General features: G+C 68.8%; 15 protein-coding genes and 1 other RNA gene. 8 read left to right on the top strand and 8 right to left on the bottom strand.

From position 1 onward, the window contains the following. Nucleotides 1–29: 29 nt before the first annotated feature. On the bottom strand, nucleotides 30–929 hold the full coding sequence (locus tag ABD999_RS00800; RefSeq protein WP_219543114.1) for a bile acid:sodium symporter family protein: 900 nt from the start codon (nucleotides 927–929) through the stop codon (nucleotides 30–32). A 103-nt stretch (nucleotides 930–1,032) separates the two neighbouring features. Further along, nucleotides 1,033–2,085 carry a TetR/AcrR family transcriptional regulator C-terminal domain-containing protein gene (locus ABD999_RS00795; RefSeq protein ID WP_271275925.1) on the bottom strand — a complete coding sequence of 351 codons (1,053 nt, stop codon included), beginning with the start codon at nucleotides 2,083–2,085 and terminating at the stop codon, nucleotides 1,033–1,035. 146 nt (nucleotides 2,086–2,231) lie between these two features. Here ABD999_RS00795 and ABD999_RS00790 point away from each other — a divergent pair, with 146 nt between their 5' ends. Further along, nucleotides 2,232–3,329: an FAD-dependent monooxygenase gene (locus ABD999_RS00790; RefSeq protein WP_271275926.1), complete on the top strand. Its 1,098-nt coding sequence runs from the start codon at nucleotides 2,232–2,234 to the stop codon at nucleotides 3,327–3,329. Nucleotides 3,330–3,446: 117 nt separating this feature from the next. Here the strand turns inward: ABD999_RS00790 and ABD999_RS00785 are convergent, their stop codons facing one another. Beyond that, nucleotides 3,447–4,685, bottom strand: coding sequence for an SNIPE associated domain-containing protein (locus ABD999_RS00785; protein ID WP_271275927.1), 1,239 nt, complete (start codon nucleotides 4,683–4,685; stop codon nucleotides 3,447–3,449). Nucleotides 4,686–5,346: 661 nt separating this feature from the next. Then, nucleotides 5,347–5,799 (bottom strand): ATP-binding protein, encoded by a 453-nt coding sequence (locus tag ABD999_RS00780; protein WP_271275928.1) that lies wholly within the window; start codon nucleotides 5,797–5,799, stop codon nucleotides 5,347–5,349. Between the two features lie 159 nt (nucleotides 5,800–5,958). On the opposite strand from ABD999_RS00780, the gene ABD999_RS00775 reads away from it, so the two are divergent. The 3 genes from ABD999_RS00775 to ABD999_RS00765 all read left to right on the top strand — a co-directional run bounded on the left by ABD999_RS00775 (nucleotide 5,959) and on the right by ABD999_RS00765 (nucleotide 7,998). Then, nucleotides 5,959–6,501: a GntR family transcriptional regulator gene (locus ABD999_RS00775; protein ID WP_271275929.1), complete on the top strand. Its 543-nt coding sequence runs from the start codon at nucleotides 5,959–5,961 to the stop codon at nucleotides 6,499–6,501. A 17-nt stretch (nucleotides 6,502–6,518) separates the two neighbouring features. After that, on the top strand, nucleotides 6,519–7,238 hold the full coding sequence (locus ABD999_RS00770) for a GntR family transcriptional regulator (RefSeq protein WP_271275930.1): 720 nt from the start codon (nucleotides 6,519–6,521) through the stop codon (nucleotides 7,236–7,238). Between the two features lie 520 nt (nucleotides 7,239–7,758). Further along, nucleotides 7,759–7,998, top strand: coding sequence for a hypothetical protein (locus ABD999_RS00765; protein ID WP_271275931.1), 240 nt, complete (start codon nucleotides 7,759–7,761; stop codon nucleotides 7,996–7,998). 21 nt (nucleotides 7,999–8,019) lie between these two features. Here the strand turns inward: ABD999_RS00765 and rnpB are convergent. From rnpB to ABD999_RS00745, 4 genes are all read right to left on the bottom strand, one after another. Further along, nucleotides 8,020–8,421, bottom strand: an RNA gene (rnpB, locus tag ABD999_RS00760) — RNase P RNA component class A. A 172-nt stretch (nucleotides 8,422–8,593) separates the two neighbouring features. Then, nucleotides 8,594–9,808, bottom strand: a complete 1,215-nt coding sequence (locus ABD999_RS00755; protein WP_271275932.1) for a bifunctional RNase H/acid phosphatase — start codon at nucleotides 9,806–9,808, stop codon at nucleotides 8,594–8,596. A 28-nt stretch (nucleotides 9,809–9,836) separates the two neighbouring features. Next, on the bottom strand, nucleotides 9,837–10,577 hold the full coding sequence (locus ABD999_RS00750) for a zinc ribbon domain-containing protein (RefSeq protein WP_271275933.1): 741 nt from the start codon (nucleotides 10,575–10,577) through the stop codon (nucleotides 9,837–9,839). A 2-nt stretch (nucleotides 10,578–10,579) separates the two neighbouring features. Further along, nucleotides 10,580–11,389 (bottom strand): Nif3-like dinuclear metal center hexameric protein, encoded by an 810-nt coding sequence (locus ABD999_RS00745; protein ID WP_271275934.1) that lies wholly within the window; start codon nucleotides 11,387–11,389, stop codon nucleotides 10,580–10,582. A 120-nt stretch (nucleotides 11,390–11,509) separates the two neighbouring features. On the opposite strand from ABD999_RS00745, the gene ABD999_RS00740 reads away from it, so the two are divergent. From ABD999_RS00740 to ABD999_RS00725, 4 genes are all read left to right on the top strand, one after another. Beyond that, nucleotides 11,510–12,940 (top strand): flavin-containing monooxygenase, encoded by a 1,431-nt coding sequence (locus ABD999_RS00740; RefSeq protein ID WP_345482508.1) that lies wholly within the window; start codon nucleotides 11,510–11,512, stop codon nucleotides 12,938–12,940. A gap of 80 nt (nucleotides 12,941–13,020) precedes the next feature. Further along, complete coding sequence (locus tag ABD999_RS00735; protein ID WP_345482507.1) at nucleotides 13,021–14,043, top strand: dipeptidase; 1,023 nt, start codon at nucleotides 13,021–13,023, stop codon at nucleotides 14,041–14,043. 9 nt (nucleotides 14,044–14,052) lie between these two features. Then, on the top strand, nucleotides 14,053–14,784 hold the full coding sequence (locus ABD999_RS00730; protein WP_345482506.1) for a GNAT family N-acetyltransferase: 732 nt from the start codon (nucleotides 14,053–14,055) through the stop codon (nucleotides 14,782–14,784). A 48-nt stretch (nucleotides 14,785–14,832) separates the two neighbouring features. Continuing rightward, nucleotides 14,833–16,266, top strand: coding sequence for an Nramp family divalent metal transporter (locus ABD999_RS00725; RefSeq protein ID WP_345482505.1), 1,434 nt, complete (start codon nucleotides 14,833–14,835; stop codon nucleotides 16,264–16,266). Nucleotides 16,267–16,280 lie beyond the last annotated feature (14 nt).

The following is a 16,280-nucleotide window of genomic DNA, read 5'->3' as shown; positions in this document are numbered from 1 at the left end:
TGACCGGCGGTCGCCTTCCCGGCGGACGCTCAGGCTTCCGCCGGCAGGCGCTCCTCGGGTTCGGCGAGGCCGGCGCGGCGGCGTACGAGATAGCCGAAGACCAGTGTGGTGCCGAACATCAGCACCCCGTAGACGGCGGGCGGCACCGCCATCGTCGAGTTGGCCAGCAGCGAGGGGCTCAGCGCGATCGTGATGGCCAGCGTGCTGTTGTGGATGCCGATCTCCATCCCGGACGCGATGGCCTGCCGCCGCTCCACCTTGAACAGGCGGGGCAGCCAATAGCCCACGGTCAGGCTGATCACGCTGAACAGCAGCGCCACCAGCCCGACGGCGGCGATGTAACCGCCCAGCCGCTCCCGCTCCTGCACGATCGCCCCGACGATGACCGCCGCCAGCACCAGCGCCGACAGGATCCTGACCGGCTTGTCCATCCGGTCGGCGAACCGCACGCTGAGCCGCCGTACGAGCATGCCGATCACGACCGGCACCAGGACGATCGCGAAGACCTGCACCACCTTGTCCGCCTGCAGCCCGATGTCCTGGCCGTCGCCGAGGAAGTGGTTCAGCGACAGGTTGACGACCACGGGGAGCGTGAAGGCGGCCAGCACCGAGTTGACGGCGGTGAGGGTGATGTTGAGCGCCACGTCGCCGCCGAACAGGTGGCTGTAGAGGTTGGCCGTCGTCCCGCCGGGTGAGGCGGCGAGCAGCATCATCCCGACGGCGAGCAGCGGGTCCAGGCCGAACAGCACGACCAGGCCGAAGCAGGCGGCGGGCAGCACGAGCACCTGGGCGACCAGGGCCACGATCACGGCCTTGGGCCGGGTCGCCACGCGGGCGAAGTCTCCGAGGGTGAGGGACAGCCCGAGCCCGAACATGATCAGTGCGAGCGCGGCGGGGAGCATGACTGTGGTGAGAACGGACTGCTGCATGGGGGGACCACCGTTTCTCGGGCCTGAGCAACCGCTGCCCCTGTCTAACAGCCCGGTGTCGGGCCGATCAAGACATCGATCTCATTCGTGACCTTCCGTGTTGTCAGGGCTCCTCCACGAGCACCGTCAGGCCGTCGAGGAGGGTGCGCAGGCCGAGCTCGAACAGCCGGTCGAGGTCGAGGTCGTAGCCGTCGCGGCCGAACGCGGCCATGAGCCGCGAGAAGGCCGGATAGGCGCCGGTCGCGGCGATCGACCCGAGGGCGGGCCCCTGGCTCTCCATCCACTGCTCCTCAGACAGGCCGGTGGCGGCCTCGGCCAGGACCTCGCGTTCGAGGTGGACGGCCAGGCCCTGGACGTGGCTGTAGATCACCACCTGGAGGTCCATCCTGGTCGTCTCGTCCAGGCCGAGGCTCTCCAGCCCGGCGAGCAGTTGCTCGCCGTGGGCCAGCAGGTTGGACAGCGGCAGCGGCCGGAAAAGCGAGTTGAGCTGGGCGAGCCACGGATGACGGCGATGCACCGCCCACAGGGTGCGCGCCGCGCGCTCGACCTGGGCCCGCCACCCGGCTCGCGGCTCGCCCGGATAGCCCAGCTCGCCGAACGCGGCGTCAGCCATGAGGAGGACCAGCTCCTCCTTGCCCGCGACGTAGCGGTAGATGGTCATGGTCGCCACGCCGAGCCGTGCGGCGACGCCGCGCATGGACAGCGCGTCCAGCCCTTCGGCGTCGGCCAGCTCGATCGCGGCGCGCACGACGCGGTCCCGGCTCAGCTCGCCGTCGGGCTGCCCGGACGGCCGCGGCCCACGCCGCCGCGGCTGGTCCCCGGGCTCGCGCGCCCGCGCCGGGGCACGCGCAGAGGCGGCGGTGTGATCACCCGCCTCTGCGGGATCGCGGGGCTGAGCAGGGTCGGGCGGCTCGGCGGGTCCGCGCGGCTCGGCGGGGGCGGCGACCACCGTGCCGGCGCGGGGTCTGGAGTGCACGAGCCCTTCGTCGCGCAGGCGGTTGAGGACCTTGGTGGCCGTGGCGAGCGCCACCCCGTGCTCCCTGGCGATCTGGCGGGTGGACGGCACCCGATCCCCCGGCCTGAGCCGGCCGTCGGCGATGCTCCGGCGGATCTCCGCGGCGATGCGCAGATAGGGCGGCCCGGTGGGATCGGTCACGACCTGCTCCTTCGTCCATCTGTACTAGCACAGAAACTAGCACAGCTCTCGCTGTCCTAGTACATAAACGCAGTTCAGAGCGTTGCACTCGAAATTAGTACGCTGTACATTCAGGTCCGCGAAGACCGCAACACAAGGAGCGAGACATGACCACCGTCCTCATCTCCGGCGCGAGCGTCGCCGGCCCCGCCCTCGCCTACTGGCTGCGCCGCCACGGCATCACCCCCACCATCGTCGAGCGGGCGCCCGCGCCGCGCGCCGGCGGTCAGGCCATCGACATCCGCGGCGTGGCCCTCGACGTGGTCGACCGGATGGGCCTGCTGGCCCCACTGCGCGAGGTACGCACCCGGATGCGTGGCATGTCCATGCTGGACGGCGACGGCAACGAGATCATGCGGTCCACCGAGCACGCCATCAGCAGCGGCCGCCTCGACAACGACGACATCGAGCTGCTGCGCGAGGACCTGACCACCCTCCTGTACGACCGGACCAGGCAGGACGTCGAGTACGTCTTCGACGACTCGATCACCGCGCTGGAGCAGGACGAGCACGGCGTGCGCGCGACGTTCGAGAAGGGCGGGCCGCGGACCTTCGACCTGGTCGTGGGCGCCGACGGGCTGCACTCCACGGTGCGGCGGCTGGCGTTCGGCCCCGAGGAGGAGTTCGTCCACCACCTCGGCACCTACCTGTCGATCTTCACCGCCGACAACTTCCTCGGCCTGGACGACTGGCAGGTCTGGATCCGCGAGGGCCAGGCCGGCGGCGGCATCTACCCCGTGCGCGACAACACCGAACTGCGAGTCAACCTGGGCTTCGAGTCCGATCCCGTACCGTACGACCACCGCGACCTCGACGCCCAGCGCCGGCTCGTCGCCGAGCGGTGCGGCGGGCTGCGCTGGGAGGTGCCCAAGCTGCTCGCGGCCATGGAGACGGCGCCGGACTTCTACTTCGACGCCATGGCGCAGGTGCGGATGGACTCCTGGTCGCGTGGCCGGGTGACGCTCCTCGGCGACGCCGGCTACTGCGCCTCGCCGCTGTCGGGCCAGGGCACCAGCCTCGCCCTCGTCGGCGCGTACGTGCTAGCCGCCGAACTCGCCGCCGCCGACCACACGACGGCGTTTTCCCGGTACGAGGTGCGCATGCGTCCCTTCGTCGAGCTCAACCAGGCGCTGGCGACCGAGAACCCGGGCGGGCCGGCCTCGGAGGAGTCACTCGACCGCGCCAAGAACGCGATCACCCTGTAGACGTCAGCCGCGTCAGCTGACCTCTGATATCTGCGCGCGTTCCTGATACTTCGGCCATGACCGCACGAGAGCGAGTGACACCACAGAAAGTTTCCCATCAGGCGGGGGATGAATCGGTCAGCCTGCCACCTTCGCGTGAATGGACTGGTGCCATTCCAGTGCTTCGGGAGTATCTCGGTACTCAAGAAGATGCTGGCCCGCGATTTTCTGCAACAGGTCCCTGACATCGGCGGGAGTGGCGTAGAAGAACTCACGGCGCAGGTTGACCTTGTTGACGCGCCGGTCGTTCAACGCGGCATGCAGCCGTCCCTCAAGCCCGACCGCGTCGTCGCTGAAGATCAGCGCGTGCGTGTCGAACTTGAACGGCACCGAGGCATCGCCCAGTTCCCGGACGCGATCCTCTGGCTGCAGGCGGCGGGTCATACCAATCTTGACGACGTCCTGGCCGAACGCGCCGACGTTGGAAATCACGTACACGTAGCCGGCCCGGACGTTGGCTTCGCGTGCCTCGACGTCGCTGACCGCCGCGCCAATCTCCTCCAGCTTCGCCTTGAGTTCCTCCGCACCGGCCTCATCCCCCTTGGCCAGCAGCTTCGACAGCGCGGAGCGGTAGTGGAGCTCCTCCTTACGGAGCCTGGCCTTCTCCCGCTCGAACTCCCGTCGCGCGGCCTCCTCCTCGCGCTGCTGCTCCCGCTGGGCACGGGTGCGCTCCTTCTCCTCCTCCTGCTTGGCCAGGTAGTCGGCGGTCAGCTCCAGCTCGTAGACCCGCAGCCGGTGGTAGTCACCGCTGACATGGATGCTCATCGTCTTGCCAAGCTTGACGATCATCTCCACCGCCTTCTCCAGGCGGTCGACAGCCGACTGCAGCTTGTACGGGCGCATCGTACGCACGCAGTTGTCGGCCTCGGCGTTGTAGGCACGCAGCATCAACTTGGAGAAGTCCCGCACCATCCGGCGCCCCTCCGCCACCGACCCGTTGACCTGCCAGTTGGTGGAGCCCAGCACCGCCTTGCCATCCTTGGACAACGTCTTGATGCGAGCCTTGACCTGTGTCAGCCGCTCCTTGTAGGCCACCGCGTCGGTCAGTGGGTGCCGGTACTCATAGACACCGGCCTCCTGCAACAGCACCGTCTCCTCTGTCTGCACGATCAGCCGCTCGACCTCACGCAGCCGCCGCGTGGAATCCGCGATGGCCGTCTGCAGTCCTTGATGCTCGACATGCAACGCCTCGGTCATGGCGGAGACGCGCATGGCGTCCATGCCGCCCAGCCTCTCGACCCACGCGCGCAACTCGGCGTTCTCCGCCTCCAGCCTCTTCTTTCCGCCGAACAACCCTCCGCCGCTGCGCTCCGGCATCGCGGGAGTGGCCTGCGGCAGAACGGGAGATGCAGGAGGCTGAGGCGATGGCTCTACAGGAACCCAGAATTCCCAACCGGGCGGCGCTGGAGGCCACGACGGATCCGGCTGCCATCCCTGCGGAGGCCGCCAGCCCACAGGAGGAACCGGCCATCCGGGAGGCGAGTTGAACCGGTGCTCCATCGTCGCGTCCTCCTCGATCATGAGCCCATCGCGACACATGCCACAAGAGGACAGCCGTCCAAGCTCTCAGGTTTACAGCAGCCTCAGGATTCGATGAGATGCTCACGGTGGGGATCTGGGTGATCTCGGGTCCCGGCTGCGCGAAGCGGGTGTGAGCGAGTGGGGCTGAGGAGCCCTTGCCGTGCAGCATCAACTCAACGGGCGGCACCCATGAGCAGCGCCCACCAGACCCGCTCTGCCTCAGCCGCCAACGTCCAAGCTGTCTCATGCATCCCGCTATGAGTGGAACGTCGGATGAACGCGAGCCCGGCCGCGACACAGAACTCATAGCAGGGCAGGCAACGGCTACAGGTGTGCCGACGCACCCGCACACGCCCGCACCGAACAGCCGGGCTCACCCATGCGAGCCGCTCGTGATCCTTCCAGGCGGAGGCTACGTGGAGGCCGTGATACTCCTCCAACAGATCCCGCGTCATGTTCATGTCCGACCCCCCGCGAGGGGTAGCGCGAACCAGGTCGCCTTTCCCTCCATCCCAGGGCAGGTGGCGAACGTCTGCGGGATGCAGCCGAAGAGCCCGGCCGACAGTTCCGCCACGATCAGCAGCCCACGGCCGTTCTCGGTTTGAGCATCCGTACCCCGGCGCACCGGGAGAACGGCTCCCGCGTCGACCACCATGCAGACCACTTCGGCCGGCTCGACCCGTACCACCAGTTCGTACGGCGCGTCACCGTGCAGAACCACGTTGGTCACCAGCTCACTGACCATCAGAACCGCGTCGTCCACGAGATCCCTTCGCAGGCCGACCAGCAGGAGCGCGCGCCGGATGAGGTTGCGGGCATCACCCACCGCCCGCGCGTCATCGCGAAGCCGCCAGACCAAGCTCCGTCCAAGAGAGTGTGGGTGATCCGCCAGCACCGTCGTCTCCGTCATATCCATTCCTCGCTTCGCCCTCGGCCCGGACGGGTCAACTATGAGGACTGTACTAGATTTTCGATAAGGCAGCAAGGATGCGTGTGATGTGATCTCCTTGCTGCCTGCCCGGTAGGGTGGAGAGGTGGAAGCCCTTGTGCAGGCCATGAGAGGGAAGCCATGACGGAACTGAACCCGTGGATGAGCGTTTCGACGCCCTACGTGAAGCCCCGTGGGCGGAATTCGGAAGATCCCTGGTCATTGGAAGCAGCACAGCGCGGCGCGCTCGGCACTCATGTGCTCCGGGAGGTGGCCGAAGTGCCGGCCCCACCCGACGTGACTGCGGCCCTGGCACTTCCACCAGACGCCACAGTGATCGTCCGAAAGAGGATCGTCCTGCTCGATGACACTCCGGTAGAACTGGCCGACTCGTACTATCCAATGCCTATTGCAGCAGGCACTCGCCTGGCTGAGCATCGCAAGATTCGCGGAGGTGCCGTGACCCTCCTCGCGGAGCTAGGACGCCGCCTCGTGGATATCGAGGAAGACGTAACCGCCAGACAGGCCACCGAGGACGAGCGCCTCCACCTCCAGCTCCCCGATGACGATTGGGTGTTGGTCCTCTCCCGGCTATCGAGAGCCGCGGATGGCGCTCCAATCGAGTTCATGCGTATGGTCATGGTTGCGCGCGGACGGCACCTTCGATACCAGCTGAAAGCCTGATAAGAAAGTAGTCATCCTTGCCGAAATATGTGGACCGCCGCCCGAGGCATCAGCAGATCGCTGCTGACCTGCGGGACCAGATCATGAGGGGCGAACTCAAGCCGAGTGAGCAGCTTCCCTCAACTCAGCAGCTGATCGAGCAGTACAAGACTGCCAATGCCACGGTGCAAAGGGCACTTACGATTTTGAAGCACGAGGGCTTTGTTCGGGGTGTACCGGGCAAGGGCGTGTACGTACGCGACAAGCAACCCTTCGTGGTCGATGTAGCCGCCTACTTCGAGCCGTCTCCACCAGGCTTCGACTACAAGCTCATCGAGGTGGAGCAGGTACGCCCTCCCCTTGAGGTCGTCGACGCGCTGGAGCTGGGCAGGGACGAGACCGCCATCCTCAGACGTCGACTGACAACGCATGCCGGCGAACCAGTCGAACTGTCATGGTCGTACTACCCGGCGCGCATTGCCCAGGGGACTCCGCTGGACAAGAAACGAAGGATCATCGGTGGAGCACCGCAGGCCCTCTCTGACCTCGGCTACCCTCAGCGTGATTTCGTTGACAGGCTCTCTACCCGACCGCCCACTTCCGAGGAGATCGAAGGCTTGGAATTGCCCGAGGAAGTTCCGGTGATTCGGCAGTTCAGGGTGATCTACTCGGATAACGCTGTGCCCGTTGAAGTCTCGATAATTGTGAAGGGCGGGCATCTGTACGAGCTCAAGTACAAGCAGGTTATCTCCTCCTGATCTGCGCCGTTTCCTCTCTGAGGGCGGGCTCGCGAAACTATGTGCATTAGGGAAGTCCCGTGATGCCACGCGTACGGTCGCCAAAGCTCTCACTGAGCTGCGGACAGAGGGGTACGTCCGGTCATCCACAGTCTCTCTCGCCCCCTCTGGTCACCGAGAGCGAACGGACCATCCGGCGCCAAGCCGAAGCCCTCTCGGCCATCATGAACGGTCAAGCCTGGTGATCGTATGAAACGGTCAACGAAGCGGCGAAGCGGGGTTTGAGTGGGGGTCTGGGGGGCCGCGCCCCCCAGGAAGCACAATCTGAGCTGTTGGGCGCGGAGCGCCTGATGGGCGAAGACCTCGGCTTTGGGCAGCCGGTGCGATGGGGCCACTGCCGCTTGATGTGTATCGGTACGGTTCGGCAAGATGATCCGGAGAGGATTCATCCCGTGTAATCGTGAGGTGGCTCAGCGTGTGGGCATTGACACTATTAGTATTTGGACTCGGATGTATCTTCTCAGCCGCATGCGGAATATATATGATCGCGACCAATCGACCCCATCGCCTCATGGGCCAGATGCGCTGGGTACACAAGCCTCGCCACTACGGCGTAGGGCAACTGATCATGAGCTTTTTCTTCTTTTTGGTAGCACTGCTGCTCATGACAAGCGGCTGGTCACTTGTGTTGTCTCGCACGCTGAGCATTCTGATGTTCGGATGCGTCGTGGCCGGTCCGGTATTCATGTTCTCGGCGGGCATCCCCCGCCGCACGCCTTAAAGACGTCACCGAAACTCCAAGTGGACGAGCCGGCCTGTAGGCCGGGTTCTGTCCTTCGCCGAGGCGAAGGGGCGACCATCCATCTAGGGCCGTCGTTGCCGGCGGCCTCGAGCGGTCTACCCGTGCGCCTCGGGCGGGCAGCCCTCAAGCGGCGCACGCGGGACGGTCCCCGAGGGGAACGTCCCTTCTTGACCTTGCTCCGGGTGGGGTTTACCGAGCCGCCCACGTCACCGTGGGCGCTGGTGGTCTCTTACACCACCCTTTCACCCTTACCTCCCGGAAATCCGGAAGGCGGTTTGCTTTCTGTGGCACTTTCCCGCGGGTCGCCCCGGGTCGGCGTTACCGACCACCCTGCCCTGTGGAGCCCGGACCTTCCTCGGCGGGCCTCGTGAAGAGGCCCGACGCGGTCGCCCGGCCGGCTCGTCCGGTGTCGAGGTTAGCGCATGCAAGCGGTCCGCAACCAAATGACAAGATCCGCACGATGAGATGACGGGGTGTCATCGCCTGAGGGGGGCGGTGGCGCCAGGGGTCGTGCCGGGTGTTCTGGCGGCGCCCGGCACGACCGGCTCCTGGACTTGTACGAGAGCGCGAACCGTCAGCGGAGGTGGGCGGTGTCGTTGAAGGACTTCACCACCGGGTTGCCGTCGGCGTAGTGCTCGATGAGCGACAGGCAGGCCAGGTCCAGGTGCATGCGGTAGAGGGCGGCCGGGGGCGCGTCCAGGGCCAGGCGCAGCAGGGTCTTGATGGGCGTCACGTGGGAGACCAGCAGGACGGTGCGGCCCTCGTACCTGTCGATGAGGCGGCGCTGGGCGCGGGTGACGCGGTCGGCGACGGCGGTGAAGCTCTCGCCGCCCGGCGGGGCGACGTCGGGGTCGGCGAGCCAGGCGGCCAGCTCGGCGGGCCATCGGCGCTGGATCTCGGTGAACGTGTGGCCTTCCCACGCGCCGAAGTCCGTCTCCCTGAGGTCCTCGTCGGTCTCCACGTCCAGGCCGGCGCGCTCGGCGACGGTCTCGGCCGTCTGCCTGGCGCGGGTGAGCGGGGAGGTGACGACGGCGTCGAGCTTGTACGGGTCGCGCGTGAGCCTGTCGGCGGCCGCGGCGGCCTGGGCGAGGCCATTGGCGGTGAGCTCGGGGTCGCCGAGGCCGGAGAAGCGGCGTTCGACGGAGAGCGGGGTCTCGCCGTGGCGCAGGAGGACGAGCGAGGTGGCGACCCGGGTGGGCGGGGCCCAGCCGGTGCCCTTGGCGGTGCGCTGCTGGGCGGTGGCGACGGAGGCGGTGGGGCCCGACAGGTCGAGGAGGTCGGTCTGCTCCACCAGTCGGGCCTTCGGGGGTGAGGGCGCTTCTTCGGCGGGGCTTTCCGCGGCTGATCTCGCGCCGCCGGACTTCCAGGAGAGGCCCTGGGCGGCGGCGTCCATCGCTTCGTTGGCCAGGCGGTCGGCGTGCTCGTTGCGGGCGCGCGGGATCCAGGTCCACTCCGTCACCCGCAGCCGCCTGGCCAGCTTGCCCGCTTCGAGGGCGAGCGGGCGCAGGCCCTCGTGCTTGACCTTCCAGCGGCCCGCCATCTGCTCGACGACGAGCTTGGAGTCCATCCGCACGGCCACCCGCGCGCCCTCGCCGCCGACGTCGAGCGCCAGGCGGAGGCCGGCGATGAGGCCGCGGTACTCGGCGACGTTGTTGGTGGCGACGCCGATGGCCTCGGCCGACTCGGCGAGGGCCCGGCCGTCGGCCGCGTCGCGGAGGACGGCGCCGTAGCCGGCCGGGCCGGGGTTGCCGCGGGAGCCACCGTCGGCCTCGACGATGTAGGCGGTCACTCTTTCCTCTCAGCGCGGGGGGACGGGGTCACAGGCCCGACTCCGCCGTGCGGACGAGGATGCGGCGGCACTCGTCGCAGCGCACCACCTCGTCGGCGGCGGCGGCCTTGATCTGGTTCATCTCGGCGATGGACAGCGCCACCTTGCAGCCCTGGCAGCGGCCGCCCTGCAGCATGGCGGCGCCGACCCCGTACTGCTCGCGCAGCTTGTCGTACAGCTTGAGCAGGTCGGCGGGGATGTCGCCGACGGCGGCGGCGCGGCGGGACCGGACCTCGCCCGTCTCCTTGTCGATCTCGGCGAGGGCGGCGTCGCGGCGGGACTCGGCGTCGGCCAGGGTCGCCCTGGCCTCGTCGCGCCGGGTCTTGAGGTCGGCGGCGCGGGCGTCGGCGGCCTCGCGGCGCTCCATGATCTCCAGCACCACCTCTTCGAGGTCGCTCTGCCGCTTGTTCAGGGAGACGATCTCGGACTGGAGGCCGGCCAGGTCGCGCGCGGAGGACACGGCGCCGGAGTCGAGACGCTGCTGGTCGCGCTCGATGCGGGTGCGGACGGTGTCGACGTCGCTCTCGGCCTTGGTCTGCTCCCGCGCCAGGTCACCGGCCTCGGTCTCGGCCTCGATGACCTCGGTGGCGTGCTTGGCGTAGCGTTTGGACTGGTCGTCGATCTCCGCCAGCTCGGGCAGGCTGCGGCGGCGGTGGGCCAGCCGGTCGAGCGCGGAGTCGAGCTCGGCGAGGTCGAGGAGCCTCTTCTGGACCTCGGGGGCTGCTTTCATGATCAATATCCTCTTGTCCAAGCATCGGTGACCGTGGCGGAGACACGTGTCTCAACGTTAACGCCCCTGGCGGTGAGGATGGACGCGGCGGTGTCGAGCCAGGGCCATTCGGTGGCCCAGTGGGCGGCGTCGATCAGCGCGGGCCCGCCCGCCTCGACGAACTCGCTGGCCGGGTGGTGGCGCAGGTCGGCGGTGAGGAACACGTCCACGCCCGCCGCGCGCGCGGTGGCCAGGAGCGAGTCGCCGGCGCCGCCGCTGACCGCGACGCGCGAGACGCGGCGGGACAGCGAGCCGGCGACGCGGATGCCCCAGGCGGTGGCGGGCAGCCCGGCGGCGGCCTGGGCGGCGAACTCGCCGAGCGTCAGCTCCTCCGGCAGGTCGCCGACGCGGCCCAGGCCGCGCCACGGGTCGTCGGCGAACGGCTGCAGCGGCACCAGGTCGCCGGTCAGCCCGACGGCGCGGGCCAAGGCGTCGGAAACGCCTGGGTTGGCCACGTCGGCGTTGGTGTGGGCGGTGAACAGGGCGATGTCGTTCTTGATGAGCCGGTGGACGAGCCTGCCCTTGGGCGTGGTGGCGGCGACGGTGGTCGTGCCGCGCAGGTAGAGGGGGTGGTGGGTGACGATCAGGTCGGCGCCCCACTCCACGGCCTCGTCGGCGACGGCGGCGACCGGGTCGACCGCGAACAGCACCTTCTCCACTCCCTGGGCGGGGTCGCCGCAGACCAGGCCCACGGCGTCCCAGGATTCGGCCCGGCCGGGCGGGTAAGCCGCCTCCAGCACGTCGATCACGTCGGTCAGGTTCCATGCAGCCACCAGGGCAGACTATCGGCCGGCGCGATCTCCGTCGGTCATGGCGGCGAGTGTGGGCGAGGGGTGGGCACCGAACCTGGTTCGGCGTAATGTAAGTGGATCCTGACTCGGTGGAGGGGTGGCATGACACCTAGGGTCGCGATCATCGGCGCGGGCTTCGGCGGATTATGCATGGCGATCCGGCTCGAACGCGCCGGGATCGGCTCGTACACGATCTTCGAGAAGGCGGGCGGGCTGGGCGGCACGTGGCGGGACAACAGCTACCCCGGCGCGGGCTGCGACATCCCGTCGCATCTGTATTCGTACTCGTTCGAGAAGTACGCGAGCTGGACCCGGAGATATCCGGAACAGCCGGAAATCTTGGGCTATTTAGAACACTGCGCCGACAAATACGACGTCAGGCGAAAAATCAGGTTCAGCACCGAGGTCACCGACGCCACCTTCGACGGCTCACGGTGGCAGCTGACCGCCTCGGGCACCACCGAGGCCTTCGACGTCCTGGTCATGGCGGTCGGCCAGCTCAACCGCCCCCGCCTGCCCGACATCCCCGGCATGGACGACTTCGCCGGCACGTCCTTCCACTCCTCCCGCTGGGACCACTCGCAGGATCTCACCGGCCGCAGGGTCGCGGTGATCGGCAGCGGCTCGTCGGCGGCCCAGCTCATCCCGCCCGTCGCCCGGCAGGCGGAGCGCCTGGAGGTGTTCCAGCGCACCCCGAACTGGGTGATCCCCAAGCCCGACGCCACCTTCAACGCCGCGGTCAGGCTGGCGTTCCGGTTCGTGCCCGGCCTGCAGCGCGCCTACCGCGAGTACATCTACCGGTACGCGGAAGCCACGCTCTACCCGGCGCTGGCCCGCGGCTGGAGCGAGGACCTGCTGCGCAGGCGCGCCCTGAACCACCTGCGCGACCAGGTGAAGGACCCCGAACTGCGGGCCAGGCTCACCCCCGACTACCCGCCGGGCTGCAAGCGGGTGGTCATCGACAGCCGCTTCTACCCGGCCCTGACCAGGCCCAACGTGGACGTGGTGACCGACAAGATCGTGCGCATCACGGAGAAGGGCGTGCAGACGACCGAGTCGGTGCACGAGGCCGACACGATCGTGTACGCGACCGGATTCCGCAGCACCGAGTTCCTCGCCCCGATGCGGGTCACGGGCCGCGACGGCGTGGACCTCGCCACCCGGTGGGCCGGCGGCGCGGAGGCCTACCTGGGCATCGCGGCGCCGGGCTTCCCGAACATGTTCCTGCTGTACGGTCCCAACACCAACCTCGGGCACAACTCGATCATCTACATGATCGAATGCCAGGTGAACCACATCATGAACTGCCTGCCGCACCTGTCGGACGGCCGCCGGCTGGAGGTGCGGCCGGAGGTCATGGACGCCTGGCGCCGGCGGCTGGACGAGGCGATGGGGCGCATGGTGTGGGGCGACGGCTGCCGGAGCTGGTACAAGACCGCCGACGGCCGGGTCACCAACAACTGGCCGGGCACCACGATGCTCTACCGCAGGCTGACTGCCAAGCCCCCGCGCGCCGCCTACAGGGAGGTTTGAATCCGCCGACCAAGAAGGGGGCCGGAGCTCGTGCGGACCGACATGGCGGCGGCGCGGGCCCGCGCGGTAGCGTCCGCCTCATGACGTCTTCCCTGCACCGTCGCTCCGTCGTCGCCGACACCCACAACGACCTGCTGATGGCGGTCTCGGCCAGGCCGCCCGAGCGCTGGGCGGCGTTCTTCCGCGAGCGCTGGCTGCCCCAGCTCAAGGAGGGCGGGGTGCGGCTGCAGGTGCTGCCGGTCTTCATCGACGACCCGTACCGTCCCGAGGGCGCGCTGCGGCGGACGCTGCGCATGATCGAGTGCGCGCACGTGATCGCCGAGGGGAACGCGGGCGACGTGCGGCTCTGCACGGACGCGGCGGGCGTCGACGCGGCGCTGGACGACGGGCTGATCGCCCTGGTGCTGGCCATGGAGAGCATGCCGGGGCTGGACGCCAGCGTCGAGCTGATCCCCACCCTGCACCGGCTGGGCGTGCGGATCGCCTCGATCGCCCACTGGGGCCGCACCCCGCTGGCCGACGGCAGCGGCGAGGACGCCACCGGCAGCGGGCTGACCTCGCACGGCGTGGCCGCGCTGCGCGAGATGGAACGGCTCGGCATGATCTTCGACGTGTCCCACCTGGGCGCGTCGGGCGTGGCGCACGTGCTGGAGCTGGCCACCCGGCCGGTCATGGCGACCCACTCCTCCGCGCGGGCGCTGCGCGACCACCACCGCAACCTCACCGACGAGCAGCTGCGCGGGGTGGCCGCCACCGGCGGGGTGATCTGCGTGAACTTCTTCGCCGGGTTCCTCACCGAGCACGAGCACGAGGCGACGCTCGACCACCTGCTCGACCACATCGAGCACGTCGCGGGCGTGGCCGGGATCGACCACGTCGGCCTGGGCCCGGACTTCATCCGCGAGGTGATGGCCGACGTGATGCCGCCGTGCGAGGAGGTGAGCTACGGCGTCGACGTGCTGGCCGCCATCCCCGGCCTGGAGGGCCCGTCGGGGCTGCCCATGGTGACCGAGGGCCTGCTCGGGCGCGGCCTGCCGGAGAAGGACGTGCAGAAGATCATCGGCGGCAACGTGCACCGCTTCCTCACCGGCACGCTCGGGTAGACCCACCAGGTGGAGATACACGAGCTGCGCCGGTTGGAGGAGTTCCACGCGGCGTACCGGCTCTTCGACGACATCTGGCACCCCGACCCGCGCAACCCGCCCGTCCCGGTCGAGCTGATGATCGCCTTCGCGCACGCGGGCGGCTACGTCGCGGGCGCCTTCGAGAGTGGCCGGCTCGTGGGCGCGTCCGTCGGGTTCCTGGCGGCGGACCGGGCCCTGCACTCGCACGTGACCGGCGCGCTGCCGGGGCGGGGCGCCGGGTCCGCGCTCAAGCTGCACCAGCGGGAGTGGTGCCTGCGGCGCGGGCTGGAGCGGATCACCTGGACGTTCGACCCGCTGGTCCGCAGGAACGCCTGGTTCAACCTGGTCAAGCTGGGGGCCAGGCCGGAGGCGTACCTGGAGCGGTTCTACGGGGTGATGGCCGACGAGATCAACGAGGGCGACGAGTCCGACCGGCTGCTGGCCGTGTGGCGGCTGGACCGGCCGCCGGGCACGGCGGTGGAGGCCCGCTACCCCGCCGTGCTCGCCGACGCGGGCGGGCGGCCGCTGGTCAAGCCGGCCGAGGGGCGCACAGTGCTGGTGGCGACGCCGCCCGACATCGAGACGCTGCGGGGGCAGGACCCCGGCGCGGCCCGGGAGTGGCGGCTGGCGACCCGCGAGACGCTGGGCGGGCTCATGGCGGCGGGCGCGCGCGTAACCGGTTTCACCCGTCACGGGGAATATGTCGTGGAGCGGAATTAACCGGGTAGTTCCACTTCCGTTACGGATGCCTGTCATAAGGAGATCCGCATGACGGAGTTCACCCCCACGGTCCCCTCCCGCGTCCTGCCGCCCGTCACCGTCCGCGACCTTCCCCCGCCGCCCCGGTCGGCGTGGCCCATCATCGGCCCCGGCCTGGTCGGCGCCGGCGTCGGGCTCGCCTCGGGCGAGTTCATCCTGTGGCCGTACATCGCCTCCCAGGTCGGTCTCATCTTCGTCTGGGGCGCGCTGATCGGCATCATCACGCAGTGGTTCATCAACATGGAGATCGAGCGCTACACGCTGGCCACCGGCGAGACCGCGCTCACCGGGTTCAGCCGGTTATGGCGCCACTGGGGCCTGGTCTTCGTCCTCATGACGCTCTGCTCGAACCTCTGGCCCGGCTGGGTCACCACCTCGGCCACCATGGTCACCTACCTGACCGGCACCGGTGAGGGCAGCGTGCGGTGGATCGCCATCGGCATGCTCGTCGTCATCGCGCTCGGGCTGACGCTGGCGCCGGTGATCTACACGGTGCTGGAGCGGGTGATCTTCATCAAGATCGCCCTGGTGCTCACGCTGATCGTCGTGGCGATCGTGTTCGCGATCAACGCCGACGCCTGGGCCGGCCTCGGCCGCGGTCTCACGGTCGACGCGAGCCTCCCCGTACCGCCGCTGGAGTTCGCGCTGCTCATGGGCGCCATCGCGTACGCGGGCGCAGGCGGCGGGCAGAACCTGTGCCAGAGCAACTGGATCCGCGACAAGGGCTTCGGGATGGGTCTGAACGTGCCGCGCCTGGTCAGCCCGGTGACCGGGCAGGAGGAGGCGGCGCCGTCGACCGGTTTCCAGTTCGCGCCCACCAAGGAGAACCTCGCCCGCTGGCGGCAGTGGTGGCGGGTGGCCAACATCGAGCAGGCGTCCACGTTCGCGCTGGTGTCGTTCGTGACGATCGCGCTGATGTCGATGCTGGCGTACTCCACCGTGTTCGGGCGGCCGGGGCTGGAGAACAGCATCGACTTCCTCGGCGTCGAGGGGCAGGTGCTGCAGCAGACGGTCGCGCCGTGGTTCGGCGTCCTGTTCTGGGTGATCGGCGCGCTGGCGCTGTTCGCCTCGGCGATGGGGATCGTGGACTACACCTCGCGGCTGGTCGCCGACACGATCAAGACCGTGTATCTCCGGGGGAAGCAGGTCACGGAGAACCGGGTCTACTTCGCCGTGGTGTGGGCGCTGGCGCTGACCGGCATCGTGATCCTGCTGCTTGGCTTCGACCAGCCGCTGGTGCTGCTGGTGCTGTCGGCGAGCTTCGCCGCGGTGATGATGTTCGTGTACTCGATCCTGCTCATCTGGCTCAACCGGAAGGCGCTGCCCGCGCCGATCAGGATCCGCTCGTACCGGCTGGGGGCGATGGTGTGGTCGATCGCGTTCTTCGGGACGCTGACCGTGCTCACGCTGATCCAGCAGGCGCAGCGGATATTCGGCGGCTGACCGCTGAACGAGGA

Origin of the sequence: Nonomuraea ferruginea (assembly GCF_039540635.1) — a bacterium.
Classification (GTDB): domain Bacteria; phylum Actinomycetota; class Actinomycetes; order Streptosporangiales; family Streptosporangiaceae; genus Nonomuraea; species Nonomuraea ferruginea.
The sequence above is the reverse complement of the archived record's forward strand: the minus strand, read 5'-3'. Positions and strand labels throughout refer to the sequence as shown.

Excerpts from the sequence above, each read along its gene's own strand:
- ABD999_RS00800 (WP_219543114.1), bottom strand. The coding sequence starts at position 929 with ATGCAGCAGTCCGTTCTCACCACAGTCATGCTCCCCGCCGCGCTCGCA.
- ABD999_RS00790 (WP_271275926.1), top strand. The coding sequence starts at position 2,232 with ATGACCACCGTCCTCATCTCCGGCGCGAGCGTCGCCGGCCCCGCCCTC.
- ABD999_RS00785 (WP_271275927.1), bottom strand. The coding sequence starts at position 4,685 with ATGCCGGAGCGCAGCGGCGGAGGGTTGTTCGGCGGAAAGAAGAGGCTG.
- ABD999_RS00780 (WP_271275928.1), bottom strand. The coding sequence starts at position 5,799 with ATGACGGAGACGACGGTGCTGGCGGATCACCCACACTCTCTTGGACGG.
- ABD999_RS00775 (WP_271275929.1), top strand. The coding sequence starts at position 5,959 with ATGACGGAACTGAACCCGTGGATGAGCGTTTCGACGCCCTACGTGAAG.
- ABD999_RS00765 (WP_271275931.1), top strand. The coding sequence starts at position 7,759 with ATGATCGCGACCAATCGACCCCATCGCCTCATGGGCCAGATGCGCTGG.
- ABD999_RS00750 (WP_271275933.1), bottom strand. The coding sequence starts at position 10,577 with ATGAAAGCAGCCCCCGAGGTCCAGAAGAGGCTCCTCGACCTCGCCGAG.
- ABD999_RS00740 (WP_345482508.1), top strand. The coding sequence starts at position 11,510 with ATGACACCTAGGGTCGCGATCATCGGCGCGGGCTTCGGCGGATTATGC.
- ABD999_RS00735 (WP_345482507.1), top strand. The coding sequence starts at position 13,021 with ATGACGTCTTCCCTGCACCGTCGCTCCGTCGTCGCCGACACCCACAAC.
- ABD999_RS00725 (WP_345482505.1), top strand. The coding sequence starts at position 14,833 with ATGACGGAGTTCACCCCCACGGTCCCCTCCCGCGTCCTGCCGCCCGTC.